Below are 26,572 nucleotides of genomic sequence, written 5' to 3'. Positions count from 1 at the left end.
GGCTGCCTCTTTGCTATTGCGGGTTCGAACGCCTGCTTACTGCAACTCGGGCAGCAACCACTTGGCGATTTCGAAGTAGATGATGAGGCCGGTGCCATCCACCAGGGTGGAGATGAAGGGGGCCGAGACCACAGCGGGATCGATCCGGAAGCGGCGCAGCACCATGGGGATCACCGAGGCGACGGTGGCACTCCAGAGCACGATGGCGATGATGGTCAGGGTCACCACCATGCCGATCTCGGGGCCCACCCCCAGACTCCAGGCCCGCACCCAGGCCGCGATGGCGATGGCCACCGAGATCAGCAGACCGGTTGAGAGCTCCTTCTTGAGCACGGTACCCAGGTTCTTCAGGCTCACCTCCCCCACCGCCATGGCACGCACTATGGTGGTGGTGATCTGGGTGCCGCTGTTGCCGCCGGTGCCGATCAGCAGAGGGATGAAGAAGGCCAGGGCAATGGCCGCCTCCAGCTGCTCCTCGAAGGCCCGCAGCACTGTGCCGGTGTAGGCCTCGGCCACGAACAGGATGAGCAGCCAGCCCACCCGCTTGCGCCACAACTGCCAGGGGGTCGCCTGCAGATAGGGAATATCCAGCGGCGAGGAGCCCCCCTGCAGCTCCGCATCCTCGGTGGACTCGCGCTCCAGGATGTCGGCAGCATCGTCCACATGAAAGACCCCCACCAATCGGCCCTGAGCCTCCACCGGCAGGATAGAGAGGTCGCGATCGATCAGCAGGCGGGCGGCCAGCTCCTGATCCGCCCGGGCATCGATGCGCACCGCCTCCCGCTCCATCAGCTCGCTCACCGGCAGCAGGGGATCCGCTATCAGCAAGGATTTGAGGGAGACGCTGCCAAGCAGACGATGCTCGCCGTCGACCACATACAGGTCCTGAAACAGCTGGGCCTTGTCCCAGGCGTCGTGGATCAGCTGCTTGGCGCGGCCCACCGTCTCCTGCCCGTCGATAGCCAAGTATTCGTGACGCATGTTGGCACCGACCGATTCACTCGGCCAGTCCAGCAGCGAATGGAGGCTGGTCTGTACCGGCTCGGGGAAACGGGCGAGCAGTTGGTGGCGATCGTCGTCATCGAGCTTGCGCAAGATGGCGAGCAGTTCGCGTCTGGGAATGGCCCCTTGCAGCAGGCTGACGATGCTGGCATGCAGCCGCAGCAGCAATCGGCCGGCACAGTCCGCCGGCAGGGAAACGAGCAGCTCGGCGCCTTCGGGGGTAGGCAGGGTATCGAAGATACAGTTGAGCTCTTCCGGACGCAGGGTCAGCAGCTGGTCGGCGCGTTGTACCGGATCCAGGTTGCGGGCGAGCCAGCCCTGCAGGGCAGCCAGGTCGAGCAGTTGATGACGGTTGAGCAGGTGGTGTGTTTTCTTCATCACAGATATCCTCATGTGATCCCGGGTCGAACCCGAGAGCAACCGGTCATACCGGCTGCCGTTTGCAAGAAAACAGCAATTTGATTGACGAGTAACAGGCAGGAAATGACGCCGTCCGGCGTGTTTCATCCCCACGTACCAGCTTTAGCACTACATAACGTATCCGGCATGCCGGAAGCCACTTGGGTTTACACCTTAATCCGATGAAAACTGTCCTGATCTTGGGCGTCTCTGGACGTCGTGAGATCAGTGGCCTGTGTTTATGCAGGAGCCTCGCCTAACGAGATGCTGCGAAAAAATAGCCACAGCCTTGGGCTGTGCGGGCGGCATCATCGACCAGGGGCTGGCCCGAGTCAAGCCAATAGGCCCGCCGGCAACGGGTTGTTACAAATTGCGGGAAGTTGGGGCAGAGCAGATGGGAAAGCGATGGAGAAGAGGCAGAAGTGAAAGCGGCGCCCCCGCAGGGGAGCGCCGCGGTCAACGGAGAGTGATCAGCGGATATAGTCGAACAGGGTCAGCTTGCTTATCTTGCTGAAGGCGAGCTGGGTAGCGCTCATGGCCGCATCCTCCTTGGAGAGGGTCGCTATCACCTCGTACATGTCGGCCTCCGAGACCTTGGCCCGCGCCTGCTGGTTCAGGGTACTGAGGCCATCGTTCGAGCTCATCACCTGCTCCAGGCTGTTGAGCCGGCTGCCCACGTCCCCCTGCCCCCTGTCCACCTTGGTTCTGGCGTTGTCCATGTGGGTGGTGGCATTGGCCACTGCCAGCTGGAAGTTGTCCGCCGAGATGGTGGGGTCACGCAAGGCCGTGATGAAGTCGGACATGCCGTTGAGCACGTTGTCGTTCTTAGGTGCATCGAGTGCGAAGGTCTGATCCGCACCGCCTGCGGGCAGGTCCAGGGTCAGCTCCAGCCCGTTGAAGCCTATCTTGTTGCCCGCGCTGTAACCCCCGCTCTGCACTACTGTGCCACCACTGTCCTTGATCTCGTAGGTATCCGGTGGGCCCGCCAGGGTGCTCACGGTGAACGAGTTGCTGGCCAGGGACGAGTCGTAGTTGTTGCGATAGAAGCTCTCGAAGTTCGCCTGATCCCCCACCCCTACCTTGATGTTGGCACTGGCGGCGCTGGCGGTGCGCCGGGTCCCCACCATCTCGAACAGATCGAAGCCGGAGTCATTGGCCGGGATCTGCACCGTGGGAGAGACCTGGATGCTGCGCTGGCCCGTGTCCCCCTGGAACACGTAGTTACCGCTGGCATCCTTGACGAAGGGCTGAGTCTTGCTCTGGTTGCCGCCGAAGATGAACTCCCCCTGGGAGTTCTTGCTGTTCATCAGATCGAACATCTGCTTTTGCAGCCCCTCCAATTCGCTCGCGATGGCGCTGCGCTCCTCGGACCCCATGGCAGAGCTGTTCGCCTTCTGGATCAGGGTCTTGGCACTGAGCATGGCGGTGTTGATGGAGGTCAGGACTGTGTCTTCGTGGCCCAGGCTGTTCTCCAGCAGGCTGCCGTTGACGCTGTACTGCTTGAACAAGTCGATCTCCTTGGTCAGCGCCATCTTCTGGCTCATGCCGGAGGGATCTTCCCCCGCCCGGGTGAACTTGTCCCCGGACATCAGCTGGTTGTAGGCCGTGTTCTGGCGCTCGCTGACCTTGCTCATGGTGGCGAGGTTGCGGTCATAGATCATGTTGGTGGTGATGCGCATGCGTTACCTCACGGAAGACAACAGGGTATCGAAGATGGTCTTGGCAGTGCTGACTATCTGGGCCGAGGCGGCATAGGATTGCTGGAAGCGGATGAGGTTGGCCGCCTCCTCCTCCAGGTTGACGCCGGAGACGCTCTCGTAAATACCGGTACTCTGGGTCAGTTTGGCCTCGTTGGCCTGCAGCAGGGTCTTGGCCTGGCTGGTCTTGTTGCCCACCCCGGTCACCAGCGCGCTGTAGGCATCGTTGAAGGTCATCTTGTCGTTGCTGGTAGCGGCATTGTTGTTCTTGCGCACCAGCGTCTTGTTTTGCAGCTCCGCCAGGGCCAGGCCGTTGGCGTTGTCGGCGAAGCCGTCCTTGTTGTAGCTCAGGGTGAAGCTGTCCTTGGCCTCCACCTTGCCGGTGATGCTGAAGTCGTAGCCCGGCGCCGCCTTGGGATCGGCATAGACCTTGGGCCCCCCCAGCGGGCTCTCGAGGGCGGCCATCAGGTTCTGGCCCTTGCTGGATGCCGGTGCGACCCCGATGAGGTTGTTGTTCTTGTCATAGACCTCGTAGTTGCCGCCGTTGTCTATCTTGACCACCTGAGGCGCGTTTGGATTCAGGCTGTTGGCCCCAAAACCCGACCCTGTGCCAGTGTTATAGACACCGGTCATTTTTATCTCACCAGAGCCTATATTTTGAGAATTTTTATCTGCTTTTATAGGTGAAGCCAGTGCAATATCTTCCGGGCGGGTGATGGCGGCTTCCAGTCCGGCGGCTGCGTGCTTGGTCGGTTGCAGCAGTATCTTGTCACCCGCTGCCGGGGTACCGGAGAGATCGATCTCGATGCCATGCCCCGCCACCTCGAACTTGGCCGGTGGGGTGGTGCCTGTCATGAGGGAGGTACGCTTGCCAGCGCCATCGATGGAGAACACCTCATAGCCGGTGGCGCTGTTGAACTTGACCTCGTAATCGAAGGTGGTCACCTCTGTGCCCTTGCCGGGTACGAAGTTCACGCTGGCGGTGCCATTGCCGGTGTTGCTGCCATAGGGAAGGCCCTGGCTGCCCTTTAGGGAGAAGAGATCCCCCCCCAGCTCGTTGTCCAGATCCATCCCCAGCCGGTTCTGCTGGTTCATGGCATCGGCCATGGCAACGGCCAGCTGCCCCAGCTCCCGCTTGGAGGGCTCCAGATCCCGGCGCGCGTTGAACAACCCGCCGATGGCGCCACCTATGTCCTTGTCGTTGACGCTGGCCTTATTGGTACCAAGAGTGAGCTCCAGGGTCGGCTCGCGGGAGTCGGGATCCCCCGCCACCACCTTGAACTGGGCCACTCCGCCGTCCAATACCAGGGAGTGGCCCGTGCTCATGTTCACCAGCATGCTGCCGTTGGGCTGGGTCACGGTGCGGATCTCCATCTTCTCGGAGAGCTGGCGCACGGCCTCGTCGCGCTGATCGAACAGCATCAGGCTCTCTTCCGGCGTCCCCTGAGTGCGGATGATGGCCTGGTTCAGATCATTGATGCTATTGAGCAAGCTGTTGACCCTGTCGGTCTCGTCGCTGATGGTGGCGTTGATGGTGTCGGACTGCTTGTCGAGCTGGGAGGAGAGGGTGTGGTACCTGTCCACCATGCCGTTGAGCTCGCTAAGCGTGGTCTTGCGCCCGCCGATCTCGGCCGGCGACTCGTTGGCGGTATGGAACGCCTTGAAATAGGAGGTAATAGTGGTGCCCACGCTGTTGCTGGTGTCACCGAGCAGGCTATCCAGCTGGAACAGCTGATTGTAGCGCGTGTTAGAGGCATTGTAGGCGGAAGTATCGCGGCGCATCTCTCCCTGGGCATAGTTGTTGATGACCCGCTGGGTGACCATGTCCCCCGTCCCCAATCCGACGGAATTGGTGTAGATCAGGGTGCGCTCACGTACATAGCCCTGGCTATTGACGTTGACGATGTTGTTACTGGTGGTCTGCAGCAGGCGCTGCTGGGCCATCACACCCGAGGTTCCAATTCCAAGCAGATCGCTTGCCATAACTTACAGCTCCATCTCTGTGTTCCTGGTCGCAGTGTTGCCAGGCGAGGAGTAGCCGGCAATGGCATCACTGTGCAACACTTGTTTCAGTTTCCTGGCGTACTGGGGATCCGTGGCATAACCGGCCTGCTGCAGCGCCTCGAAATAGCGCTCCGGACTATCCGCCTTGGCCAGTGCCCCCTTGTAGCGGGTGCCCGAGGTGAGGAAATCCACGTAGTCGTTGAAGCTCTCTTCAAACGACTCGTAGGAGCGAAACGCCGCCTTCTGGCGAGACGCCACCCCTTGCTCATATTCCAGGGTGCTGACCACCGCCTTGGGGCCATCCCAGCGCGGATCGGCCTTGATGCCGAACAGGTTGTGGGTCATCTGCCCCTCCCCGTCCTTGATCACCCGCTTGCCCCAACCACTCTCCAGCGCCGCCTGTGCCACCAGCACCGCCGGGCTCAGTCCCAGCTTGTCCGCCGCCTTCTTGGCCAGCGGCATCAGCCGATGCACAAATTCTTCCGGGCTATCGAACACCTTGGCGCTGCCGCCCGCCCCCTCGACCCCTTGACGGGTCAGGGGCTGACTGTCCCCCATGGGGGGCACCGTACGGTGGGGGCGCCTGGGTGAGGCAAACCGGGGTTCAGCCCCATTCAGCTCGCTATTCATCCCTTTCTCAGCAAAATCTTTGCCAACTTTTGAGGCTGCGATCAAATCATTGGGGGCCGAGGTCGGCGGCTGATAGGGTTTATAGACACGTTCGGTGCGCTGGGGCAGCTTGAGCACCCGCCCGTCATTGTGGGTGAAGCTCTTCTCGGGGGAGAACTGTTTGGCCACCATCTCGGCAATGCCGAGGCCACCCTTGCTGGACATGTCGGCGACCCGCTGCTCGTCCAGCATCCCCTCGTAGAACTGGGTGTAGCTGCTGTTCATGGGGTTGTCTTCGGTCAGCACCGCGTTGGCCTGGCGCATCCCCTTGAACAGGGTCTGGGTGAAGATGGACTCGAACTGGCGAGCCGCCGCCATCAGCGCATCGGCCTTCCCCTCCTTGCTCATGCTCATCCGGCGCAGCTTGTCCAGGTTCTGGACATCCTGCACCATGCCAAGATTGATCCCGCTCTGGGAGTCGAACTCTGCCATAACCTACCTCGTTGCCGCCCGTGGCAAACCCTTGCCGCCCAACACCTTGTTCAATAAACCCGAGCCCTCGAAGGGTGCCAACCCGATGTCATGCCCCGTCATTTACAGAATGACCAGCTGCCCCTGGATGGCCCCTGCCTGCTGCAGCGCCTCCAGGATCGCCATCAGATCGCCGGGCGCTATCCCGACCTGATTCACCGCCCGCACCAGATCGTCCAGGGTCGCACCGGTATCGAGCTTGAACATCCGGCCCGGCTCCTGCTGCACGTTGATGGTGGAGTTGTTGGTGACCGCCGTCTGCCCACCCGCCAGCGGATTGGGCTGGGAAACCTGCTGATTCTCGGCGATGGTCACCGTCAACCCGCCATGGCTGATGGCAGCCGGTCGCAACTTGACCTGACTGCCGATGACGATGGTGCCGGTGCGCGAGTTCACGATGATCTTGGCGGACTCGGTGGCCGGATCCACCTCCAGGTTCTCGATGGTGGCCAGGTAGGAGACGCGCTGGTTGGGGTCCCGCGGCGCGAACACCTTGATGGAGGTTGCATCCATCGCCTGGGCTGTGTTGGGTCCCACCAGATCGTTGACCACGTCGGCCACTCGCCTGGCGGTGGTAAAGTCAGGCCGGTTCAGGTTGAATGTGATGGTGTCCCCCTGGGAGAAGGCGTTCGGTACCTCGCGCTCCACGGTGGCGCCATTGGCGATGCGCCCCACGGTCGGGGTATTGACCACCACCTTGGAGCCATCGGCCCCCTCGGCACCCAGGCCGCCGACCACCAGGCTGCCCTGAGCCACCGCATAGACGCGGCCATCCAGCCCCTTGAGGAAGGTCTGCAGCAGGGTGCCACCGCGCAGGCTCTTGGCCTCGCCGATGGCGGAGACGGTAACGTCTATAGTCTGGCCCGGCTTGGAGAAGGGCGGCAGATCGGCGTGAATGGCGACCGGCGCCACGTCCTTGATCTTGGGCTTGATGTTGTCCGGCACCTTGATGCCGAAGTTGTTGAGCATGGTCCTGAAGGTCTGCTCGGTGAAGGCGTTGTTCTTTTCGCCCGTGCCGGGCAGACCCACCACCAGACCGTAACCGATCAGCTGGTTGCTACGTACCCCTTCCACCGAGCTGAGATCCTTGATGCGGGAGGCGTGCGCCAGCCCGAGCGGCAAGCAGCAGCACAGCAGGGCGAGCAGACGGAGTCGATTCATGAGATCTCCTGACTGGACCTGGGTCCAGTGAATCCTAAATGGGCCACCAAGGACCGTTGAAGAAGCTGGTCAGCCAACCCTGTTCCTGGGTGTTGGCCAGATCGCCGGTGCCGCCGTAATGGATACGCGCATTGGCGACCCGCTGGGACGACACGCTGTTCTCCGAGGTCACATCCTCGGGTCGCACCAGGCCGGTGATGCGGATGTATTCGTTGCCGTTGTTGAGCATGATCCACTTCTCGCCGCGCACCAGCAGATTGCCGTTCGGCAAGACCTTGACCACGCTGACCGAGATGTTGCCTTGCAGGCTGTTGCTCTGATCCGCCTTGGCCTGGCCCTTGAACGCGCTGGTCTGGCCGATGGAGGCCGACAGATCATAGGGGCTCGCCGTCACCGGCACCCCGCCCAGGGTGACGGGCTCCAGCTCCAGTTTGTTGTCCTTGCCGCTCTGGGTGTTGGCCTTCTTCGACGCCGAGGTCGATTCGGCCAGCTGGATGGTGATGATGTCACCCACCCTGTGGGCCTTGATGTCCGAATAGATGCCATTGACCTGCTCGGGCTGGAAGATGGCGCCGGTTGGCCGGACAGAGACCGGCTCAGACTCGCCATAAACGGGGGCGAAGTCGGGATCGTCGGGTTTGGCGGTATTGGGTGTGCTGGCGCAGCCTGTCAGCGTCAGCAGGCCCAGCATCCAGATGGCTTTCATCATGCGTCTCCGCTTATGTTCCTGATTAGGTGCGTTGGGTCAGGAAGGGCACTAGGACCTCCACCGCCAAGCGTTGCCAAAACAGTCTCTTTATCATGTCGCCTTCACTTAGGTCCGCTGGGTCAGGAAGGACATCATGGAGTCCACCGCCGAGATGACCTTGGAGTTCATCTCATAGACCCGCTGGGCCTGAATGAGGTTCACCAGCTCCTCGGTCACGTTGACGTTGGAGGTCTCCAGCATGCCCTGCTTGACGACCCCGAGTCCGTCCGCACCGGCCGTGCCCTGGATGGGCGCACCGCTCGACTGGGTCTCGAGGAACAAGTTCTCCCCCATGGGTTGCAGGCCGGTGGGGTTGACGAAGTCGGTGGTATTGATCTGGCCCACCACCTGAGACTGGCCGTCCCCCTTGAGCTGCACCGAGACCTGGCCATCTTCCCCTACGGTCACGCTCTGGGCATTTTCGGGGATCTGGATCTCCGGTTGCAGCGGGTAGCCGTTGCCCGGGGTCACTATGGTGCCCTCATCGTTGAGGGTGAACTGGCCATTGCGGGTATAGGCGGCGCTGCCATCCGGCAGCTGGATCTCGAAGTAGCCGCGACCGCTGATCATCAGGTCCAGGGAGTTGTCCGTGGTCTGCACGTTGCCCTGGCTGTGGTTCTTCTGGGTGGCGACCACCTTGGCCCCCGCCCCCAGCATCAGACCGGACGGCAGTTCGGTATCCGCCGAGGAGCGGCCACCTGGCTGGTTGATGTTCTGATAGAGCAAGTCCTCGAAGATGGCGCGAGCCTTCTTGTAGCCAACGGTGCTGGCGTTGGCGAGGTTGTTCGAGGTGACAGAGATGTTGGTCTGCTGGGCATCGAGGCCGGTCTTGCTGATCCAGAGTGCAGGATTCATGGTGTGCTCCTTGATTAGCTGATACGCAGCAGCTGGGTTTGGGCCTCGTCATTTTCCTCGGCGGTCTTCATGATCTTGACCTGAGTTTCAAACTGACGTTGCAAGCGAATAAGGTTGGTCATCTCGTCGACCACGTTGACGTTGCTGCCTTCCAGCGAGCCCGCCAGCAGGCCGACCTCGGCGGAGGCGGCTTCATTCTGGCCATCCTTGCGACGGAACAGGCCATCCTGCCCCTTCGCCACCGTGTCGCTGGCCGGATTGACCAGCTTGATGCGCTGGAAATCTTCCGGCAGGTTGGCGGCTGCCCCTTCGGGACGGCCGCTGATGGTGCCATCCCGGTTGATCTCGATCTTCTCCATGGGCAGCGGCAGCACTATTGGCTGACCGCCGTCGTCTACCACGTTGAGCCCGGTCGAGGTCTGCAGGTTGCCGGCCGCATTGAGCTGCAAGTTGCCCATGCGGGTATAGGCTTCTTTCCCATTGGGGTCCTGCACCGCAATCCAGCCCGGGCCGTCGATGGCGACGTCAAGATCCCGCCCCGTGGTCATCAGCATGCCGTGTTGCAGGTTCTGGCCCGGACTCTCGGTCATGGCGAACACCCGCGTGGGCAGCCCTTCGCCAAACGCCTGCATGCTGCGCGCCTGCTCGAAGTCAGACTTGAAGCCGATGGTGTTGGCGTTGGCCAGGTTGTTGCCACGCACAGCCAGGCTGTTCATGTTCTCCTTGGCCCCGGACATGGCGATATAAAGCAGGTGATCCATGGGATCCTCCGTCAAACAGATGACTCTGGGGGAACGACTGCAAGTTGAATGCCAAGACAAATAAAGAGGGCACGGCAGAGGCGGAAAAACGCCCGGAACAGGCGCAAAAAAGGGCGCCGAAGCGCCCTCTGTAGATAAAAAACCGGTTAGCGGATCTGCAAGATGCTCTGCTGCAGCGAGGTGTTCACTTCCAGCGAGCGGGAGTTCGCCTGGAAGTTGCGCTGGGCGGTGATGAGATCCACCAGCTCAGTGGTCAGGTCCACGTTGGACTGCTCCAGCGCCGAGGACTTGATGGAGCCGAAGGTGCCCGAGTTTGGAGTACCCGGCAGCGCATCGCCGGAGAGCATGGATTGGCGCCAGGAGGTGTCCCCCACCTGGGTCAGCCCCTGGGAGTTGGCGAACTTGGCCATGGCCACCATGGCTACCTTGACCGTGGTCGCATTGCTGTAAGTCGCGGAGACGATACCGTCCGCCCCGATCTCGACCTTGGTCAAGCGACCGACGGTGGAGCCATCCTGAGTCAACTTGTTGACCTCGAACGGTGAGGAATACTGGGTCACGGTGCCGAACTTGAGCTCGATCGCCTGGGTGCCGTCGGCGCCATTGGTGATGATGCCGGCGCCCGGAGTTCCCAGTGCTTCCGTCTTGATGACCGCCGGTGTGGTCGGGGTCACCATCTTGCCGGAGGCATCGAAGGTCACCTTGGCACTCAGGGGGGCCTGGCTGACGCCGGTCGCCATGGTGGTGGCGGTACCACCCGCGATGTCGATGGGCTTGTCGCCCTGATAAAGGTACATACGCCAGGCGGTCGGCACGACCGGCTTGGTCACATCCGCCGGATCGGCTTCCTTGACGAAGTACTGGGTGATGGTGTGCGGCTCCCCCAGGGAGTCGTAGACCACCACAGAGGTGGAGGAGGAGTAAGTGGTCGAATCCTTGGGATCGAACTTGGAGGCATCTGCGGCACCGTTGCCCGCCGCCAGCGGAGACGCCGTGGAGGGCAGGTTGAAGCCGGCATCTATCCGGGACGTCATGACGGGCTCGCCGGCCCGATCCGGGATCTGGATGGGCTTGGTCGCGTTGATGCTGACCGCCTTGGGGGTGCCGTCGGCGTTGGTCTCGTATCCCTGCAGGTAGCCGCCGGAGTTGCTGACCATGTAGCTGTTTTCGTTGAGCTTGAAGGCCCCTGAACGGGTATAGGTGCGGTCCAGGCTATTCATGCTATCGGAGGTAACGAAGAAGCCGTTGCCCTGAATGGCGAGATCCAGCGCGTTATTGGTAAATTGCAGCGCCCCCTGATGGAACTGCTGGGCCACGGCGCCGGTCGCCACCCCGTTGCCGACCTGGGTCTTGGCATTGACGAAGATGGAGTTGGCGTAGACGTCCGCGAATTCGGCGCGAGACTCCTTGAAGCCGGTGGTATTGACGTTGGCAATGTTGTTCGCGGTGACGTTCAGGTCTTTTTGAGCCGCATTGATGCCGCTGAGGGCATTGTTGAATGACATGTCTTTCTCCTTAGATCACTGCGTTATGTGGTCGGGGTCGGGGTCGGAGTCGACTTGCCACCCGTGCCGCCAATTTCCAATACGTCGGTCAGATAGATGCCACCCAGGCCCTTGAGTTTGAGGGTGCTGGGGTTGGTGCTGGTGCCGAGGGTGACGCTCTCGACCTGGGCATAGGCCAGTGCCGGGATAGCCTCCGATTTGCCATTCACTGTGCCGTGGATCTCGATCTGGTATTTGCCGCTCTTGGCCAGGTTGCCGTCCTTGTCCTTGCCGTCCCACTCGAAGGCCACGTTGCCCTTTTTCTCGCCCTCGATGGCAAACTCCTTGACGACCTGACCGCTCTCGTCCTTCACCGTCACCTTGAGGTTGCTGGCGCCGTCGCCGGTGGCGATCATGCCGGAGACGGACCCGCCCTTCTCCAGATAGCCGGTGTTGGAGGGGATGAGCACATTCTGGCCCACCAGCGCCGACGCCTGCAGCGCCTGGCTGGAGGTCATCAGGCTGTTGAGGCTGCCCATCTGGGTGGAGAGGCTGCTGATCCCCTCCGAAGTCGACATGGATGTCATCTGGGACAACATCTGGGCGTTGTCCACCGGCTTGAACGGATCCTGATAGGAGAGCTGCATGGTCAGCAGCTTGAGGAAGGAGGCCTGATCGAGCTCCTTCTTCTGGGTCGTGGTGTTGGCCGTACTGGTCTGGTTCGTCGACGTCCGGTTGACACCGAGCAGGCTGTCATAGGTATCTGCCACTTATGCTCCCCCCTCTGTTCGGGTTTGCCGCGCGCCGCACAGGCCGAGCCAATGGCTGCGGCCAGGCAGGCTGTCACAGGTCTCTGTCATCTGGTTCACCTCTATCAGGATTTGCCGAGGCCGAGCGTCTGCTGCAGCATCTTCTTGGCCGCGTCGGCGACCTGGACGTTGGTCTGGTAACTGCGGGAGGCGGCAATCATGTCGGCCATCTCCTCCACCATGTTGACGTTGGGTTTGAAGATGAAGCCATCCTTGTCCGCCATGGGGTGGTTCGGGTTGTATTCCTTGAGCAGGGGCGCATCGCTCTCCACTATGCCCTTCACGTCGACCCCGACCGAGGCCTGCTTGTCGGACATGGCCTGATCCAGCTGGGCGGCAAAGACTGGCCGCCGGGCATGGTAAGTTTTTTCCACGCTGGAGCTGACGCTGTCGGCGTTGGCCATGTTGCTGGCGACCGTGTTGAGGCGAACCGACTGCGCACTCATGGCTGAGCCTGCAATGTCAAAGACCTTGAACAAACTCATCATTGATCTCCTTTCAGTGCCTTGAGCAGGCCGCTTATCTTGCCGTTCATGAATTCGAGGGAGGCCTGATACTCGAGGCTGTTGCGCAGGAACTCGCTGCGCTCCTGTTGCACATCCACGGTATTGCCGTCACCGGTATCCGGTTGCAGGGGGTTGCGGTACTGGGTCGTGCCCGGGGCATCCATCTGCAAGGCGAAGTGCTTCTCGCTGGTGGTGGCGAGGCCAAAGCCTTGCTGGCCCTGGGCATCCTGCAGCGCCTGGGAGAAGTTGATGTCCCTGGCCTTGAAGCCCGGGGTATCCGCGTTGGCGATGTTGCTCGATAGCACCTCCGCACGCTTGGCGCGAACGCTCAGCGTGTATTGGTGAATACCGAATGCCTTGTCGAATGAAATTGCCATAGCGCACCTCCTGCTTCACGAATGTTTAGCAAGAGGTGTGCCAAAGGGGGATTGGAAGGGGTTATTTGATCTTGTAGACGATGCCGGGGTTGCAGCGGATCATCTCGAACTTGTCGGTGAGACCGGCAAGGGACTCCGAGGCCCCCAGCATCAGATAGCCGCCGGGATTGAGGCTGCTGGCGAACTGGTTGAGGATCTTGGACTTCACTTCGGGCGCAAAGTAGATGAGCACGTTGCGGCAGAAGATGATGTCGAACTTGCCGAGCAGGCTGTAGCTCTCCAGCAGGTTCAGGGGCCGGAAGCTGGTCAATTTTCTGACACGCTCCACCACCCGCATCTTGTTGTCACCATGAGCCTCGAAGAACAACCGCTTGCGCTCGGGGGACAAGCCGCGTGCCAGCGCCAGGCTGTCATAGACCCCCTCCTTGCACTGGTTGAGCATGGTGCTGGAGATGTCGGTCCCCACTATCTGCACCCCGCCCGGCAAGGTACCCGGCCGCTTGACCTGCTGCTCCAGCGCCGTCATGGCGATGGAGTAAGGCTCCTGCCCCGAGGAAGAGGCGGCGGACCAGATCTTGATGGGACGGCCGCTCTTGCCGAGCTCCGGGAAAATCTTGTCGCTCAGCAACTGGAACGGATAGGTATCGCGAAACCACAGAGTCTCGTTGGTGGTCATGGCGTCAATCACGGCCATCTTCAGATCCCGTTCGCGCACGTTCATCGCCCGGGTCACCAGTTCAGACAGACTCTCGATACCAAACTGAGTCATCAAGGGCGACAGACGGCTCTTGACCAGATACTGTTTGTTGTCACCCAGCACTATGCCGCTCTGCAGCGCCAGAAAATTGCTGAATTGTTTGTATAAGTCGTCCGACAGTGTCTTCATGCAGTTTTTTCTTCTTTATTAGAGAGCGCCTTGTACGGCCTTGGCCAATTCATCGGGCTGGAATTTGGCAATGAAATTGTTCGCGCCAACCTTTTGTACCATGGCCTGATTGAACACCCCGCTGAGGGAGGTATGCAGGATAACATGCAACTCCTTGAGTGCGGGATTGTTGCGGATCTCCGCCGTGAAGGTGTAACCGTCCATCTCCGGCATCTCGATGTCGGAGATGACCAGCGCAATCTGATCCTTGATGGGACCCAGCTTGGCCATCTCCAGCAGCATGTTGAGCGCCTCGCGCCCATCCTTGGCCAGTACACACTGCACTCCGATCGCCTCCAGTGCCCGCTGCACCTGCTTGCGCGCCACCGAGGAGTCATCGGCGACCAGCACCGGACGTCCATGGGGATTACGCTCCACGCTGGCTTCCACCAGCTCGGCACTCACCTCGGTGGAGACCGGCGAGATCTCGTTCAAGATCCGCTCCACGTCCAGGATTTCCACCAGCTCACCGTCCACCTCGGTGACCGCCGTCATGTAGTTGATGCGACCGGCCCCCTTGGGCGGCGGCAGTATGGACTCCCAGTTCATGTTGATGATGCGCTCGACCGACTGCACCAGGAACCCCTGAATGGATCTGTTGTACTCGGAGATGATGATGAAGCACTTGGAGATATCCTGGATCGGGCGATTGCCCATCGCCATGCTGAGATCGATCACCGAGATGGTCTGGCCACGGATATGAGCCACACCGCGAATGCAGGAGTTGAGTTTCGGCATCACGGTCAAGGGGGGGCATTGCAGCACCTCACGCACCTTGAACACGTTGATGCCAAATCTTTGACGTCCATTGAGACGAAACAACAGCAACTCCAGCCGGTTTTGTCCCACCAGCTGGGTCCGTTGGTTGACCGAGTCCAGAATACTCGCCATAAACACTCCCTAAAAACGCTTGGCACTGATCGTGCATATGTCGCTGCATGCGGGTTGGCTTGCGTCAGACGATCAATGTCTCGGCAACCAAATTCAGCAGCAAGCATAGTTAACTACGGTGGTATACGTGATCAACTTATCGACCGGCAAGCAAAAATGATTAGTAGACTTTTCCTGATCTTACTGCCGTTTTGCGGCCTCTCTCACGCCATGGCGTCCGAGGTCACCCAATACCTGCAGGAACAGGCGCAGGAGTTCGTTCTCGGCCAGCTGGACATCCCCCTCGATGCCCAGGCCGAGGTCAAGGCCGCCGCCATCGATGAACGCCTCCCCCTGAACCGCTGCGAGGAGGCGCTGACCATCTCCTTCCCTGCCAAGATGGAGATCCGCCGCAACACCACCGTCTATCTCAAGTGCGAATCGGCGCAGCCCTGGGATCTCTACCTGCCGGTGCGAGTCAGCATCCAGAAACCCTATGTCACGGTGGCCGCCCCGGTGGCCAAGGGCGACATCCTCAGTGAATCCATGCTGACCCTGGCCTATCAGGATCAGACCCAGATCCGGGGCGACTATCTGAGCGATCCGGCCCCCCTCATCGGCGCACGCAGCAAGCGTGAGCTGAAACCGGGCCAACCCGTTCGGCTCACCCAGGTCTGCGTGGTGTGCAAGGGAGATGAGGTGACCCTCCTCGCCGAAAATAGCAGCATGCAGATCAAAACCATGGCCCGAGCCTTGCAAGATGGCAGCTTCGGAGACATGATCAGGCTAGTCAACATTCGCTCGGGCAGGCAGGTACAGGGCACCGTCAGTGCCGTTGGTTCCGTGGTGGTCACATTCTGATTATTTTGTTAATGCTTCGATTTTTTTTCTAAAGTTCTGACCACCGTCACCGATAAACAGATAAGCGAACAGCAAAGCAGACGAAGGTAAAGCGTATGGCTATCAACAATATCAACAACTTGGCAAACAGCAGGTTGCAAAATAACGCAACCAGTCAGGGTGTGGCCAGCAAGTCTACGACCTCGGCCGAAGGCAACCGCGCGGCAACCGTCAAGACTGACTCTGTCTCCTTGACCAGCGAGGCGCAGCAATTGCAACAGATGCAGAAGACCCTCAACACCGCCTCCACCGGTAATGAAAGCCGCGTCGAAAGCCTGAAGAAGGCCGTGGCCAGTGGAGAATACAAGGTCGACAGCGCCGCCGTGGCCAAGAAGATGTTCAGTTTTGAAGCCGATCTGGATAAACGGCTCGGATGATGGATCTGCCTTCGCTGCTGCACGCTCAAGACGAATACCTCTCCCAGATGCAAGGCTTGCTGGCAGAGGAGTTTGACCTGCTCAAACAACACCAGGCCCTGGCCTTGCCGGCGCTGACCGATCGCAAGCAGCTGCTGCTGCTGGCCATCGAGACCCTGGACAAGAGTCTGGCCGAGCTGCCCGATCTGCAGCAACGACTCGCGGCCTTCCCGGCACAGATGCAGGCATTGCAAGCCAAGCTGGACGCCTGCCAGGAGCAAAATAACCTCAATGGTCGACTGCTCGAGCTCAGCATCATCTCCAACCGTCGCCTTGCCAGTTTCCTGAGCAAGCTGCGCGACAGAAACTCCCTGACCTACGACGCCAAGGGCAACACCCGCTCCGGCACCCGCTCCCTGGGTATCAAGGCCTGATCCTTCCCTCTCTTTCCATTCGTTAGCGTTTTACAGCACCAGCCGCATCAGCTCGGCGCCATCGTTGCAGCCATGGATGCGCAGCATCCCCTCTTCGTAACAGCCATAACTGGCCGCCCAGTCACCCCGTGGAAAACAGATGGATCCCGGGTTCACCAGCACCAGATCCCCTTCCCGTTGCAGCAGGGGGAGATGGGTATGGCCGCTGATAAACAGGCTGCCGGCCGGCAGCGGCACCTCCTCGGGACGATAGAGGTGGCCGTGACTGGCGAACCAGCGCCGCCCGTCCACCAGCAACTGGTTGTAGGGCGCCGTGATGGGGAAATCGAGCAGCATCTGATCCACTTCCGAATCGCAGTTGCCCCGCACCGCCATGATGCGGGGGGCCAGCTGGTTGAGCCGCTCGGCCACCGCCACGGGCGCATAGCCCGCGGGGACCGGGTTGCGCGGACCGTGATTGAGCAAGTCGCCGAGCAGCAGGTAGTGATCCGGCTGCCAGGGGGCGAGCCGCGCCAACACCCGCTCCAGGGCATCCAGGCTGCCGTGCACATCGGAGATAATGGCTATCTTCATCCCGCTTTCCTCATGGCTGACTGAAATAGAGATCCTTGGTGGCGATCGCGCCCTTCAGGTTGCGGCTGGGCAGGCCGCGCAGGGTGGGATCCACCAGCCGCATCTGGTTGTAGTGATAAACCGGAATGGCCGGTACCTCGTCCATCAGCAACTGCTCGGCCTGGTGGTAGAGCCCGGTCCGGGTGGTGTCGTTCAGGGTATCCGCCGCTTGCTGCAACAGCCCATCGAAGGCCGGATTGCAGTAGCCGCTCTCGTTCTGGGGATCCTGGCAGCGGAAACTGTTGAGCATGGAGGAAGGCTCAACATAATCACCAAACAAAAACGAGCGGGCCAGCATGAAATCTCCGCTGTCTTTCGCCACCTGGTAGGCGTTCCATTCCATGTTGTTGAGCTCCACCATCACTCCCAGCGGCTTCCACATGGCCGCCACCGCCAGCGCCAGCTTCTTGTGGTTCTCCGAGGTGTTGTAGGTCAGCGTCAGCTTGAGGGGATGGGCGCTGTTGTAGCCGGCCTCGTTCAGCAAGGCGCTCGCCTTGGCCAGCCGAGTCGGTTGATCCAGCAAGGACAACCCGGTGTCGAGCTCCTCATAACCCGGCATGGCGGGCAACAGGGACCAGGCCGGCGGCTCTCCCTGGCCACTGACCTTCTCGGTCAGCAGGTGGCGATCGATGGCCATGGAAAGCGCCTGACGCACCCGCACATCCTGCAGTTCGGGCCGGCGCAGGTTGAAGGTATAGAGATAGGTGCCGAGCAGCGGCAAGCCCCAGATCCGCTCGGGGGTCTCCTGCATGGTTTTCTGGTAATACTCCAGCGCCACCTTGTTGGTGAGCTGGATCTCCCCCGCCTCGTAGCGCAGCCGCTCCGCATGCTGGGAGGCGAGCGGCAGATAGGTCACTCGCTGGATGCGGGAGTGGGCATCGTCCCAGTACTGGGCGTTGCGCTCCGCCTCGATACGCTCGTTCGGCACCCAGTTCACCAGCTTGTAAGCGCCATTACTGACCAGCTTGCCGGGTTGGGTCCACTGCTTGCCAAACTGGGCCACCGCCTTGGCATTGACCGGCACGAAGGGGCGCTGGCTGATGAGTTGCAGGAAGTAGGGCACGGGCCGCTCCAGGGTCACCTTGAGGATCTGATCGCTCTCGGCCTCGACCCCCAGCGCCCCGAGATCGAGGGCGCCGGCATAGATAGACTGGGCATTGTTGATGCCGGTGGCCAACAGCAGGCCGGCGGACGGCGAGGCCTGGGCCGGATCCAGCAGACGCCGCCAGGCGTAGACAAAATCCTGTGCCACCAGCGGCTCGCCGTTTGACCACTTGAGCTGCGGGCGCAGGAAGAAGCGCCACACCAGCCCATCCTCGCTGGTCTCCCAGCGCTGGGCCTGAGCCGGTACTATCTTGCCCTGCCCATCCTCGCTCACCAGCCCCTCGAACAGATCCACCAGCACCACCTCTCCCGGAAAACCGGTGCGGATCTGGGCCGGATCCAGGGATTCCGGCTCGGCGCCGTTGCCCTTGACCAGGGTCTGCCTGTCCGACAGCGTAGGCTGTTGCACCACAGTGGTGGCCTGCAAGGGCGGCGCCAGCATCAGACCCAGCAGCACGGAAGGGAGCCAGCGACGGACTGGCCGGTGGAGGGAGCAGTGAACTGCCGGACGGTGAACCATGACATAAACCTCATTCAATTCTTTTTGACTGCAAATAAGGGGGAAGGCCGGCGGCGCGCCCGGGTGAGAATGCATGATGCCGCGCTTGTTATCCCCGAAGACGGCCCGTATTGTATCGGGCTTGCCCGATAGATGGAGTCCTTCGGGAGTTTTTTTTAGGAGTTTTTATGGGGTACGAGTGGCTGGCGCTGGCAGCGGCCAGTTTATGGGCGATTGCCGCCCTGATTTCCGTCAAACCGGCCCGCCATCTGGGGGCCTTCGCCTACAGCCGCTGGCGGATGTTCCTGGTCAGCCTGATGCTGGGCAGTGCCAGCCTGGTCACCGGTGGCTGGCAGACCCTCACCGAGAGCGCCCTGCCCCTGCTGGCCCTGTCCGGGCTCATCGGCATCTTCGTCGGCGACACCGCCCTCTTCGCCTGCATGAACCGGCTGGGACCCCGTCGCAGCGGTTTACTGTTCTCCTGCCACGCCCTCTTCTCCGCCCTGCTCGGCCTCTGGCTGTTTGGCGAGCGGCTCGATGGCTGGCGGCTGGTGGGGGCTTTGCTGGTGCTGGCCGGGGTCATGCTCGCCATCCTGTTCGGGCGACGCGGCAACTCGCAGCAGTCTCAGCAGCACAACGAGTGGGAGCAGGTACGCGGCCATCTGGCCATCGGCATAGGGCTGGGGCTGACCGCGGCCCTGTGTCAGAGCCTGGGGGCCATCATCGCCAAGCCGGTGATGATGAGTGGCGAGGTGGACGCGGTGAGCGCCTCCGGCATTCGCATGGGCAGCGCCCTGTTGGCGCACTCTGTGTTGCGGCTGCTGCGGGTGCCGCTGGCCATGCCACAGAATCCCATCAATCGGCGGGTGCTCGGCATGATAGGGATCAACGGCTTCCTGGCGATGGCCCTCGGGATGACGCTCATTCTGGTGGCATTGCGTCAGGGGGATGTGGGCATGGTGGCGATCCTCTCCTCCACTACCCCGGTCATACTGCTGCCCCTGCTGTGGTGGCATTCGGGAGTGCGCCCCGCCCTGCCCGCCTGGGCTGGCGCCCTGCTGGCGACCCTGGGCACGGCCCTGGTGCTGGGGGCGGGATAAGGCGACCCGGCGTTGACGCCGGGTGTTGATGCTCTCGGCCTAAGCCGCTTAACCATGCGAACCTGCACGTTCACGGGATCCTGCAGGTTCGATTCGCCTCAACCCAGGGACATAGGCGCGGTCACATCCCTGCGAAACCGGACTTTCGTTGCCCCATAGGGCGATCAGAACAGGGCAATCTCGGCGTCGGTCAGCTCACGATATTCACCCGGCGCCAGTTCCTCATCCAGCACCAGCTCTCCGATCTGCTCCCGATGCAGCCCCACCACCTTGTTGCCGATGGCGGCGAACATCCGCTTCACCTGATGATACTTGCCCTCGTGAATGGTCAGCAGTGCCTCGCACTCCCCCAGCAGTTCCAGCTGCGCAGGGCGGGTCTTGTCTTCCTCGTTGCGCAGGAAGACACCGTCGGCAAACAGGGAGATGGCATCCTCGCTCACGGGATCGGCCAGCCAGACGTGATAGGTCTTGGCGCACTCGTGGCGTGGCGAGGTGATGCGATGGGACCACTGGCCGTCATCGGTGATCAGCACCAACCCGGTGGTGTCGAGATCGAGCCGACCCACCACGTGCAGCTTGCCCATGGCGGGCTCATCCAGCAGCTGGAAGACGGTGGCGTGATCCGGATCCTCGTTAGAGCAGACGTAGCCTTCCGGTTTGTGCAGCATGAAGTAGCGGTTGCGTTGATCCAGCGAGAGCATGACACCATCGAACTCGATCTGGCTCTGCTCGTTGATGTGAAAGGCGGGCTGCTTGACCAGGATCCCGTCCACCATCACCTCACCCTGACGGATCAGCTTGCCCGCCTGGGAACGGGTCAAATCGGAGCAATCGCAAAGAAACTTATCGAGCCGCATGCACAAACCTCGGAGTCCATCAATAAAGGGGCGTCATTATATCGGCCGGGCCAGACAACGCCAGCACTAAGCAAGGATCGGGGTCACGGGATGATCAGATGCACGACAAGCGCCTGCACCGGCCCAGGTGAGGTCGGTCCGAAGACGGTGCTTGAAAGCCGCCCCCCAATGCCTCAATCTTGGTGTTACATAGCGATACAAGCTGGTTTCGATGACAAAAACCACACAAACAGGCACAGACTCAATAGTGTCGTGGTAGATTGCTCGATCACGCGCCCGTTACGCATAATAATGTCAGGAAGCCGTATGAAGTCGAGCACGCCTCATCCCGTCATCCCCGTCAACCAACTGCAATCTGGCATGTATGTGGTTGCCATCACCCGCCAGACCGGCGCCATGGAAATTGCCCAGACAGGACTGGTCACCAACCCCAAGCAGATCGAGGCTCTGATCCTGCGCGGGGTCAGCGCCGTGCAGGTGGATCTCTCCCGCAGCAAGCTGGCCGGGCGCGAGCCGGCCACCTCCCCCCAGCCTGACGACCCCTCTGCCAGCACGCCCCGTCCCGGTGGCAGTGCCAACGGCGAGGGGCGCGAGCTCAAGATCCGCCGGCTGTATCAGGAGGCGCGCGAGCTGCAGGGCAAGTTCATCCGCCAGCTCAAGGCGGGGGAACCCATCGACATCACGCCGCTCGCTGCGGTCGCCGAGGAGATGGTGGACACCATGTTCAGCCACGGCGATGCCATGCTTTGCCTCGCCCGGATCCGGGCCAAGGATGCCTACCTGATGGAGCACTCCATGAACGTGGCCATCCTCTTGGCCAACTTCGGCCGCTATCTGGGGCTGGAGCGCGGCGTGCTCAAGGAGCTGACCCTGGGGGGGCTGCTGCACGACGTGGGCAAGATCATGACCCCGGACGAGGTGCTCAACAAACCGGGCAAACTGACCGACGAGGAGTTTGGCGTGATGCGCCTGCACGTGGTGCACAGCCACGACATTCTGCTGGCGACGGCCGGCATCACCCCCATCATGCTGGAGGTGGCGGCCAATCACCACGAGCGGCTCGATGGCAGCGGCTACCCCCGCCGGCTGAAGGGGCCCCAGCTCTCCCTCTACACCCGCATGAGCGGCATCGTCGATGTCTACGATGCCGTGACGGCTGACAGGGTCTACAAGCAGGGCATGCAGCCGACCCAGGCGTTCCGGATCCTGCTCAAGGGGGCCGATCACCACTTCGATCGGGAGCTGGTCACCCGCTTCATCAAGTGCATGGGGGTCTATCCGGTCGGCACCCTGGTGCAACTGTCCAACCAGCGCCTTGCCATCGTCATGCAGCGCAATCCCCAGGAGCCGCTCAAGCCGGTGGTGAAGGTGATCTATCACACCGGCCAGCGTCACTACCTCGAGGTACAGTGGCTGGATCTCGCCAGGAGCGGGGTGCAGGAATCCATCGAATGCACAGTGGATCCCAAGGAGTTTGACATCAACCTCGCGAACTTCGTCTAGCGATCGCGAAACTCGGGCCGCTGCTCGCGGCAGTAGCGGATGAGGAACTCCTCATCCAGGGGGGACAGGCAAAAACGCTGGCTGGCCTCCTCGATGGCCCGCAAGTCGTGCTGCTGATGCTCACCGAGCCAGCGCACCGCGCGGCGCAGATCCTCGCCCTGGGGCAACAGACTGTGATCGCTCATGGGGAACCTCCTGCCAGAGGGCCCGGGATGCCGGGCCTCCCCAGAGTGTAGTGCCCCCTGCCCCGACCCTAGCCGAAGGCCCGCTGCCAATCCTGGTCGAACCTGGCAAGCGCCGCATCCACCGCCGGCACATTGAGCAGCTGCTCGGCCACATCGAGCGGCAGGGTGATGGACTGGCAGCCCGCCAGCAGGCAATCCAGCGCCTGACGCGGGGTTCTAAAAGAGGCCGCCAACACCTTGCTGCCCGGCACATGCAGCGCCAGCAGTTGCTGTAACTCCTGCACGGCCTTGATGCCGTCACCGCCCTGAGCATCGAGCCGGTTGACATAGGGCGCCACATATTCGGCCCCCGCCAGGGCGGCCAACCAACCTTGCAGAGGCGTATAGACTGCCGTTCCCAGCGTCGGCACCCCCTCCGTCGTCAGCGTCTTGATGGCCGCCAGCCCCTCCCCGCACACGGGTATCTTGATCACCAGATCCGGGTCCAGCTCGCGCAAGGCCAACGCCTCTCGCACCATCCCCGCCTCCGTCTTTGCCATCACCTGGGCAAACAGCCGCGCCTTTGGCCCCAGTACCTCCCGCAAGGCAGGCAGCAGGCTGGCCAGGGGCTGGCCCCCGGCGGCGGCAATGCTCGGATTGGTGGTGACTCCCGCCAGCGGCAGAACTCTGGACCAGCGGCGCACCGCGGCCACATCGGCGGTATCGAGATAAAGCTCCATGTCTGACTCCTAATGAGATGTTCAAGCTGTCGCCATTCTAACGACAACCTATCCCCCAAACTCTTGATCAAAATCAAATCAACTTACGAACGAAAGCAAATAAGATGTCGATCAAATGATTTAGGGTGACATCTGCGCGACCAGCACAACCCAATGCGCTGTGTGCCCACCCTCGGATCCGCACCTTTACCACGCTGAAGAGGCCGCATGATTTTCGACCTGCAACGTTACTCGACTCACGATGGCCCCGGTATCCGCACCCTGGTGTTCTTCAAGGGTTGCTCGCTGGCCTGTCGCTGGTGTCAGAACCCGGAGAGCCAGTCCCCCAGGCCTGAGCTGCTGTTCGATGCCAGGCGCTGCCTCGCGGGGTGCGATCTCTGCCAGCAGGCCTGCCCCTCCGCCCTGCATAAGGAAGCAGACCGCCTTCGGATCGAGCGCCGTCGTCTCACCAGCCCCCAGCTGGAGGGGCTGCGCCACCTCTGCCCGAGCGAGGCGCTGACCCTGTGCGGTCAGGAGCAGTCCGTCGATGAACTCATGGGCCTGATCCTGCGGGATCGCCCCTTCTTCGAACGCAGTGGCGGCGGGGTGACCCTCTCCGGCGGCGAGCCCTTTATGCAGCCGGAACTGGCGGCGACGCTGCTGGCCCGCTGCAAGGCCGAGGGCCTGCACACCGCGGTGGAGAGCTGCCTGCACGTGCCCTGGCACCAGATAGAGCCGAGCCTGCCCCACCTCGATCTGGTGCTGGCGGATCTCAAGCACGTGGACAAGGCCCGCTTCTTCGAGTGGACCCGCGGCAAGGCGGACAAGGTGCTGGCGAATCTCAAGCGCCTGGCCTGGTGCGGCATTCCCATTCAGATCCGGGTGCCGCTCATCCCGGGCTTCAACGCGGATCGGGATTCCATCAAGGCCATCGTCGAGGCCGCGGCCGACCTGGACGGGGTCGAGGAGATCCACTTCCTGCCCTACCACACCCTCGGCATGGGCAAGTACGCCCTGCTGGACTTGCCCTACGAGGCGCCGGACCAGCCCCTCGACGCCCCCGAGTTATTGGCCTTTGCCCATGACTGCGCCCAACGCCACGGATTGACCCCGATCACCAGAGGATAAGATCATGACCCAGCTCGACCTGAATACCCTGAGCCCCCGGATCCGCGCCCACAAGGAGAGCCTGATCCACATAGTCCAGCCGCCGGTCTGCACCGAGCGCGCCCGCCACTATACCGAGGCCTATCAGACCCACCTCGCCCGCCCGCTGCCGGTGCGCCGTGCCCTGGCCCTGGCCCATCACCTCAAGGAACGCACCATCTGGATCAAGCACGACGAGCTCATCGTCGGCAACCAGGCGAGCCAGGTGCGCTCCGCACCGCTGTTCCCCGAGTACACCGTGGGCTGGATTGAGAAAGAGATCGACGAGCTGGCCGAGCGGCCCGGCGCCGGCTTTGCGGTGAGCGAGGCGGACAAGCAGGCCATTCACGCCCTGACGCCCTTCTGGCGCGGCCAGACGGTGCAGGATCGCTGCTTTGGCATGTTCACCGACGAACAGAAGGCGCTGCTGGAGAGCGGCATCATCAAGGCCGAGGGCAACATGACCTCGGGGGATGCCCACCTCGCGGTCAACTTCGAGGAGCTGCTCGGCAAGGGGCTGGCCGGCCTTCAGACCCGCGTGAGCGAGCGTCGTGGCCGGCTCGATCTCGCCGACTGGGCAGATCTGCAGAAGGAGCAGTTCCTGCAGGGCGTGGCCATTACATTGGAGGCGGTGAGCGAACATATCGAGCGCTACGGCGCCCTGGCTCGCGACATGGCGGGAAGCGAATCTCGCACCGAGCGCCGCGAAGAACTACGGCAGATCGCCGCCAACTGCGCCCGCATCGCCCACCAGCCGCCGGAAACCTTCTGGCAGGCGCTGCAACTGTGCTATTTCATCCAGCTCATCCTGCAGATCGAGTCCAACGGCCACTCGGTGTCGTTTGGTCGCATGGATCAGTACCTCTATCCCTGGTATCGCCGGGAGGTGGAGCTGTCAGAATCCTTGCCCCGCGCCCGCGCCCTCGAGCTGCTGCAATCCTGCTGGCTGAAACTGCTGGAGGTGAACAAGATCCGCTCCGGCACCCACTCCAAGGCCTCCGCCGGTAGCCCGCTGTATCAGAACGTCACCATCGGCGGCCAGAACTGGCGAAACGGCCAGGCCCATGACGCCGTCAACGGCCTCTCCTACGCCATCCTGGAATCCTGCGGCCAGCTGCGCTCGACCCAGCCGAACCTCTCGGTGCGCTACCATGCGGGCATGAGCGAGGACTTCCTCGACGCCTGCATCCAGGTGATCCGCTGCGGCTTCGGCATGCCCGCCTTCAACAACGACGAGATCGTCATCCCCGAGTTCATCAAGCTCGGGGTGAGCGTGGAGGACGCCCACCACTACGCCGCCATCGGCTGCATCGAGACCGCGGTGCCCGGCAAGTGGGGCTACCGCTGCACCGGCATGAGCTTCATCAACTTCGCCCGCATCCTGCTGGCGGCCCTGGACGGCGGCCGCGACGCCACCACGGGCAAGGTGTTCCTGTCCCAGTTCCAGGCACTGCGGGAGGGGAACTTCGGCAGCTTCGACGAGGTGATGGCGTGCTGGGACGAGCAGGTGCGCTACTTCACCCGCAAGTCCATCGAGATCGACTGCGTGGTGGACACGGTACTGGAGGAACAGGCCCACGACATCCTCTGCAGCACGCTCGTGGATGACTGCATCGAGCGCGGCAAGACCGTCAAGCAGGGGGGCGCCGTCTATGACTGGGTCTCCGGCCTGCAGGTGGGGATAGCGAACCTCGGCAACAGCCTGGCGGCCATCAAGCAGCTGGTATTCGAGCAGGGAGTGGTCGATCAGGCCGTGTTGGCCGAGGCCCTGGAGCAGGACTTCGCGGGGCTGCCTGGCGAACTGCTGCGCCAACGGCTCACCAACGCGGCGCCGAAATACGGCAACGATCTGGACGAGGTTGATCTGCTGCTGGTACGCGCCTACCAGAGCTACATAGATGAGCTCAAGGGGCTGCACAACACCCGCTTCGGCCGTGGCCCCATCGGCGGCACCTACTACGCCGGCACCTCCTCCATCTCCGCCAACGTGCCCTTCGGCGCGGCGACCATGGCCACCCCGGATGGCCGCCGCGCCAAGACGCCGCTGGCAGAGGGGGCGAGCCCGGCCTCGGGATCCGATCGTCTGGGGCCGACGGCGGTGTTCAATTCGCTGGGCAAGTTGCCCACCGAGGCTATCCTCGGCGGCGTGCTGCTCAACCAGAAGCTGAGCCCGGCGAGCCTCGACAACCCGCGGGACAAGGCCAAGCTGATAAGCCTGCTGCGCACCTTCTTCGAGGTGCACAAGGGCTGGCACGTGCAGTACAACATCGTCTCGCGAGAGACCCTGCTGGCGGCCAAGGAGCAGCCGGACAAGTACCGGGATCTGGTGGTACGGGTAGCGGGTTACTCCGCCTTCTTCACCGCGCTCTCCCCGGATGCCCAGGACGACATCATCGCCCGCACCGAGCACAGCCTCTGACGGCGGATGAAGGCTGTTGAA

Annotated in this window: 26 protein-coding genes and 1 riboswitch; of the genes, 7 read left to right on the top strand and 19 right to left on the bottom strand. The window is 62.0% G+C overall.

Annotated elements, in window-relative coordinates; all coding sequences use genetic code 11:
* Window positions 1-36: 36 nt before the first annotated feature.
* The 14 genes from mgtE to BN1124_RS06405 all read right to left on the bottom strand — a co-directional run bounded on the left by mgtE (window position 37) and on the right by BN1124_RS06405 (window position 14,759).
* Window positions 37-1,380 (bottom strand): magnesium transporter, encoded by a 1,344-nt coding sequence (gene mgtE / locus BN1124_RS06470; protein WP_042640198.1) that lies wholly within the window; start codon window positions 1,378-1,380, stop codon window positions 37-39.
* A 122-nt stretch (window positions 1,381-1,502) separates the two neighbouring features.
* A riboswitch (M-box (ykoK) riboswitch) is annotated at window positions 1,503-1,672 on the bottom strand.
* Window positions 1,673-1,871: 199 nt separating this feature from the next.
* Window positions 1,872-3,080 (bottom strand): flagellar hook-associated protein FlgL, encoded by a 1,209-nt coding sequence (gene flgL, locus BN1124_RS06465; protein WP_042640196.1) that lies wholly within the window; start codon window positions 3,078-3,080, stop codon window positions 1,872-1,874.
* A gap of 3 nt (window positions 3,081-3,083) precedes the next feature.
* Window positions 3,084-5,081, bottom strand: coding sequence for a FlgK family flagellar hook-associated protein (locus BN1124_RS06460; protein ID WP_042640195.1), 1,998 nt, complete (start codon window positions 5,079-5,081; stop codon window positions 3,084-3,086).
* A 3-nt stretch (window positions 5,082-5,084) separates the two neighbouring features.
* Window positions 5,085-6,203 (bottom strand): flagellar assembly peptidoglycan hydrolase FlgJ, encoded by a 1,119-nt coding sequence (gene flgJ, locus BN1124_RS06455; protein WP_042640194.1) that lies wholly within the window; start codon window positions 6,201-6,203, stop codon window positions 5,085-5,087.
* 102 nt (window positions 6,204-6,305) lie between these two features.
* The gene (locus BN1124_RS06450) at window positions 6,306-7,403 is read right to left on the bottom strand and encodes a flagellar basal body P-ring protein FlgI (RefSeq protein ID WP_042640193.1); all 1,098 of its coding nucleotides are present in this window, start codon (window positions 7,401-7,403) and stop codon (window positions 6,306-6,308) included.
* A gap of 34 nt (window positions 7,404-7,437) precedes the next feature.
* Window positions 7,438-8,109: a flagellar basal body L-ring protein FlgH gene (gene flgH, locus BN1124_RS06445; RefSeq protein ID WP_033131137.1), complete on the bottom strand. Its 672-nt coding sequence runs from the start codon at window positions 8,107-8,109 to the stop codon at window positions 7,438-7,440.
* 108 nt (window positions 8,110-8,217) lie between these two features.
* On the bottom strand, window positions 8,218-9,006 hold the full coding sequence (gene flgG / locus BN1124_RS06440) for a flagellar basal-body rod protein FlgG (RefSeq protein ID WP_033131136.1): 789 nt from the start codon (window positions 9,004-9,006) through the stop codon (window positions 8,218-8,220).
* Window positions 9,007-9,020: 14 nt separating this feature from the next.
* The gene (flgF, locus tag BN1124_RS06435; RefSeq protein WP_042640192.1) at window positions 9,021-9,767 is read right to left on the bottom strand and encodes a flagellar basal-body rod protein FlgF; all 747 of its coding nucleotides are present in this window, start codon (window positions 9,765-9,767) and stop codon (window positions 9,021-9,023) included.
* A gap of 146 nt (window positions 9,768-9,913) precedes the next feature.
* A complete protein-coding gene (gene flgE, locus BN1124_RS06430) occupies window positions 9,914-11,272 on the bottom strand; it encodes a flagellar hook protein FlgE (protein WP_042640190.1) in 1,359 nt (452 codons plus the stop codon).
* Between the two features lie 23 nt (window positions 11,273-11,295).
* Window positions 11,296-12,021, bottom strand: coding sequence for a flagellar hook assembly protein FlgD (locus BN1124_RS06425; protein ID WP_042640188.1), 726 nt, complete (start codon window positions 12,019-12,021; stop codon window positions 11,296-11,298).
* A 104-nt stretch (window positions 12,022-12,125) separates the two neighbouring features.
* Window positions 12,126-12,545 carry a flagellar basal body rod protein FlgC gene (flgC, locus tag BN1124_RS06420; protein ID WP_005329775.1) on the bottom strand — a complete coding sequence of 140 codons (420 nt, stop codon included), beginning with the start codon at window positions 12,543-12,545 and terminating at the stop codon, window positions 12,126-12,128.
* Entirely contained in the window at window positions 12,545-12,943 is a 399-nt protein-coding gene (flgB, locus tag BN1124_RS06415; RefSeq protein ID WP_033131132.1) for a flagellar basal body rod protein FlgB, read from the bottom strand. Before flgB ends, flgC begins: the two co-directional genes overlap by 1 nt.
* A gap of 61 nt (window positions 12,944-13,004) precedes the next feature.
* Window positions 13,005-13,829: a CheR family methyltransferase gene (locus BN1124_RS06410; RefSeq protein ID WP_042640184.1), complete on the bottom strand. Its 825-nt coding sequence runs from the start codon at window positions 13,827-13,829 to the stop codon at window positions 13,005-13,007.
* Between the two features lie 18 nt (window positions 13,830-13,847).
* On the bottom strand, window positions 13,848-14,759 hold the full coding sequence (locus tag BN1124_RS06405; RefSeq protein WP_033131130.1) for a chemotaxis protein CheV: 912 nt from the start codon (window positions 14,757-14,759) through the stop codon (window positions 13,848-13,850).
* 234 nt (window positions 14,760-14,993) lie between these two features.
* Here BN1124_RS06405 and flgA point away from each other — a divergent pair, with 234 nt between their 5' ends.
* From flgA to BN1124_RS06390, 3 genes are all read left to right on the top strand, one after another.
* On the top strand, window positions 14,994-15,599 hold the full coding sequence (flgA, locus tag BN1124_RS06400; RefSeq protein ID WP_033131222.1) for a flagellar basal body P-ring formation chaperone FlgA: 606 nt from the start codon (window positions 14,994-14,996) through the stop codon (window positions 15,597-15,599).
* A 95-nt stretch (window positions 15,600-15,694) separates the two neighbouring features.
* Window positions 15,695-16,015, top strand: coding sequence for a flagellar biosynthesis anti-sigma factor FlgM (flgM, locus tag BN1124_RS06395; RefSeq protein ID WP_033131129.1), 321 nt, complete (start codon window positions 15,695-15,697; stop codon window positions 16,013-16,015).
* Window positions 16,012-16,428, top strand: coding sequence for a flagella synthesis protein FlgN (locus BN1124_RS06390; protein WP_042640181.1), 417 nt, complete (start codon window positions 16,012-16,014; stop codon window positions 16,426-16,428). The genes flgM and BN1124_RS06390 overlap by 4 nt, the downstream gene beginning before the upstream one ends.
* Window positions 16,429-16,458: 30 nt before the next feature.
* Here BN1124_RS06390 and yfcE read toward each other — a convergent pair whose 3' ends face one another.
* A complete protein-coding gene (yfcE, locus tag BN1124_RS06385) occupies window positions 16,459-17,001 on the bottom strand; it encodes a phosphodiesterase (RefSeq protein WP_042640180.1) in 543 nt (180 codons plus the stop codon).
* Window positions 17,002-17,011: 10 nt separating this feature from the next.
* Complete coding sequence (locus BN1124_RS06380; RefSeq protein WP_042640178.1) at window positions 17,012-18,664, bottom strand: peptide ABC transporter substrate-binding protein; 1,653 nt, start codon at window positions 18,662-18,664, stop codon at window positions 17,012-17,014.
* Between the two features lie 167 nt (window positions 18,665-18,831).
* On the opposite strand from BN1124_RS06380, the gene BN1124_RS06375 reads away from it, so the two are divergent.
* The gene (locus tag BN1124_RS06375) at window positions 18,832-19,743 is read left to right on the top strand and encodes a DMT family transporter (protein WP_042640176.1); all 912 of its coding nucleotides are present in this window, start codon (window positions 18,832-18,834) and stop codon (window positions 19,741-19,743) included.
* A 164-nt stretch (window positions 19,744-19,907) separates the two neighbouring features.
* Here the strand turns inward: BN1124_RS06375 and rsuA are convergent, their stop codons facing one another.
* Window positions 19,908-20,600 carry a 16S rRNA pseudouridine(516) synthase RsuA gene (gene rsuA, locus BN1124_RS06370; RefSeq protein ID WP_042640174.1) on the bottom strand — a complete coding sequence of 231 codons (693 nt, stop codon included), beginning with the start codon at window positions 20,598-20,600 and terminating at the stop codon, window positions 19,908-19,910.
* 306 nt (window positions 20,601-20,906) lie between these two features.
* Between rsuA and BN1124_RS06365 the strand changes: the two genes are divergently transcribed.
* The gene (locus BN1124_RS06365; protein WP_042640172.1) at window positions 20,907-22,103 is read left to right on the top strand and encodes a cyclic di-GMP phosphodiesterase; all 1,197 of its coding nucleotides are present in this window, start codon (window positions 20,907-20,909) and stop codon (window positions 22,101-22,103) included.
* Here the strand turns inward: BN1124_RS06365 and BN1124_RS06360 are convergent.
* Both BN1124_RS06360 and fsa read right to left on the bottom strand, forming a co-directional pair.
* A complete protein-coding gene (locus tag BN1124_RS06360; protein ID WP_042640170.1) occupies window positions 22,100-22,288 on the bottom strand; it encodes a hypothetical protein in 189 nt (62 codons plus the stop codon). The genes BN1124_RS06365 and BN1124_RS06360 overlap by 4 nt on opposite strands.
* 68 nt (window positions 22,289-22,356) lie before the next feature.
* Window positions 22,357-23,007, bottom strand: coding sequence for a fructose-6-phosphate aldolase (gene fsa, locus BN1124_RS06355; RefSeq protein ID WP_042640168.1), 651 nt, complete (start codon window positions 23,005-23,007; stop codon window positions 22,357-22,359).
* A 207-nt stretch (window positions 23,008-23,214) separates the two neighbouring features.
* On the opposite strand from fsa, the gene BN1124_RS06350 reads away from it, so the two are divergent.
* Complete coding sequence (locus tag BN1124_RS06350) at window positions 23,215-24,114, top strand: glycyl-radical enzyme activating protein (protein ID WP_042640166.1); 900 nt, start codon at window positions 23,215-23,217, stop codon at window positions 24,112-24,114.
* A 4-nt stretch (window positions 24,115-24,118) separates the two neighbouring features.
* Window positions 24,119-26,551: a formate C-acetyltransferase/glycerol dehydratase family glycyl radical enzyme gene (locus tag BN1124_RS06345; protein ID WP_042640164.1), complete on the top strand. Its 2,433-nt coding sequence runs from the start codon at window positions 24,119-24,121 to the stop codon at window positions 26,549-26,551.
* The last annotated feature ends 21 nt before the right edge of the window (window positions 26,552-26,572 follow it).

The sequence above is a fragment of the Aeromonas eucrenophila genome (genome assembly GCF_000819865.1).
Lineage (GTDB): Bacteria > Pseudomonadota > Gammaproteobacteria > Enterobacterales > Aeromonadaceae > Aeromonas > Aeromonas eucrenophila.
Note: the sequence above shows the minus strand (reverse complement) of the source record. Positions and strands in the feature narration are given on the sequence as shown.

Excerpts from the sequence above, each read along its gene's own strand:
- flgH (WP_033131137.1), bottom strand. The coding sequence starts at position 8,109 with ATGAAAGCCATCTGGATGCTGGGCCTGCTGACGCTGACAGGCTGCGCC.
- BN1124_RS06375 (WP_042640176.1), top strand. The coding sequence starts at position 18,832 with ATGGGGTACGAGTGGCTGGCGCTGGCAGCGGCCAGTTTATGGGCGATT.
- flgL (WP_042640196.1), bottom strand. The coding sequence starts at position 3,080 with ATGCGCATCACCACCAACATGATCTATGACCGCAACCTCGCCACCATG.
- flgE (WP_042640190.1), bottom strand. The coding sequence starts at position 11,272 with ATGTCATTCAACAATGCCCTCAGCGGCATCAATGCGGCTCAAAAAGAC.
- BN1124_RS06405 (WP_033131130.1), bottom strand. The coding sequence starts at position 14,759 with ATGGCGAGTATTCTGGACTCGGTCAACCAACGGACCCAGCTGGTGGGA.
- BN1124_RS06345 (WP_042640164.1), top strand. The coding sequence starts at position 24,119 with ATGACCCAGCTCGACCTGAATACCCTGAGCCCCCGGATCCGCGCCCAC.
- BN1124_RS06450 (WP_042640193.1), bottom strand. The coding sequence starts at position 7,403 with ATGAATCGACTCCGTCTGCTCGCCCTGCTGTGCTGCTGCTTGCCGCTC.
- BN1124_RS06350 (WP_042640166.1), top strand. The coding sequence starts at position 23,215 with ATGATTTTCGACCTGCAACGTTACTCGACTCACGATGGCCCCGGTATC.
- flgM (WP_033131129.1), top strand. The coding sequence starts at position 15,695 with ATGGCTATCAACAATATCAACAACTTGGCAAACAGCAGGTTGCAAAAT.
- BN1124_RS06390 (WP_042640181.1), top strand. The coding sequence starts at position 16,012 with ATGATGGATCTGCCTTCGCTGCTGCACGCTCAAGACGAATACCTCTCC.
- flgC (WP_005329775.1), bottom strand. The coding sequence starts at position 12,545 with ATGAGTTTGTTCAAGGTCTTTGACATTGCAGGCTCAGCCATGAGTGCG.
- flgF (WP_042640192.1), bottom strand. The coding sequence starts at position 9,767 with ATGGATCACCTGCTTTATATCGCCATGTCCGGGGCCAAGGAGAACATG.
- BN1124_RS06365 (WP_042640172.1), top strand. The coding sequence starts at position 20,907 with ATGAAGTCGAGCACGCCTCATCCCGTCATCCCCGTCAACCAACTGCAA.
- flgJ (WP_042640194.1), bottom strand. The coding sequence starts at position 6,203 with ATGGCAGAGTTCGACTCCCAGAGCGGGATCAATCTTGGCATGGTGCAG.
- fsa (WP_042640168.1), bottom strand. The coding sequence starts at position 23,007 with ATGGAGCTTTATCTCGATACCGCCGATGTGGCCGCGGTGCGCCGCTGG.
- rsuA (WP_042640174.1), bottom strand. The coding sequence starts at position 20,600 with ATGCGGCTCGATAAGTTTCTTTGCGATTGCTCCGATTTGACCCGTTCC.
- flgG (WP_033131136.1), bottom strand. The coding sequence starts at position 9,006 with ATGAATCCTGCACTCTGGATCAGCAAGACCGGCCTCGATGCCCAGCAG.
- BN1124_RS06380 (WP_042640178.1), bottom strand. The coding sequence starts at position 18,664 with ATGGTTCACCGTCCGGCAGTTCACTGCTCCCTCCACCGGCCAGTCCGT.
- yfcE (WP_042640180.1), bottom strand. The coding sequence starts at position 17,001 with ATGAAGATAGCCATTATCTCCGATGTGCACGGCAGCCTGGATGCCCTG.
- mgtE (WP_042640198.1), bottom strand. The coding sequence starts at position 1,380 with ATGAAGAAAACACACCACCTGCTCAACCGTCATCAACTGCTCGACCTG.
- flgB (WP_033131132.1), bottom strand. The coding sequence starts at position 12,943 with ATGGCAATTTCATTCGACAAGGCATTCGGTATTCACCAATACACGCTG.
- BN1124_RS06410 (WP_042640184.1), bottom strand. The coding sequence starts at position 13,829 with ATGAAGACACTGTCGGACGACTTATACAAACAATTCAGCAATTTTCTG.
- BN1124_RS06360 (WP_042640170.1), bottom strand. The coding sequence starts at position 22,288 with ATGAGCGATCACAGTCTGTTGCCCCAGGGCGAGGATCTGCGCCGCGCG.
- BN1124_RS06460 (WP_042640195.1), bottom strand. The coding sequence starts at position 5,081 with ATGGCAAGCGATCTGCTTGGAATTGGAACCTCGGGTGTGATGGCCCAG.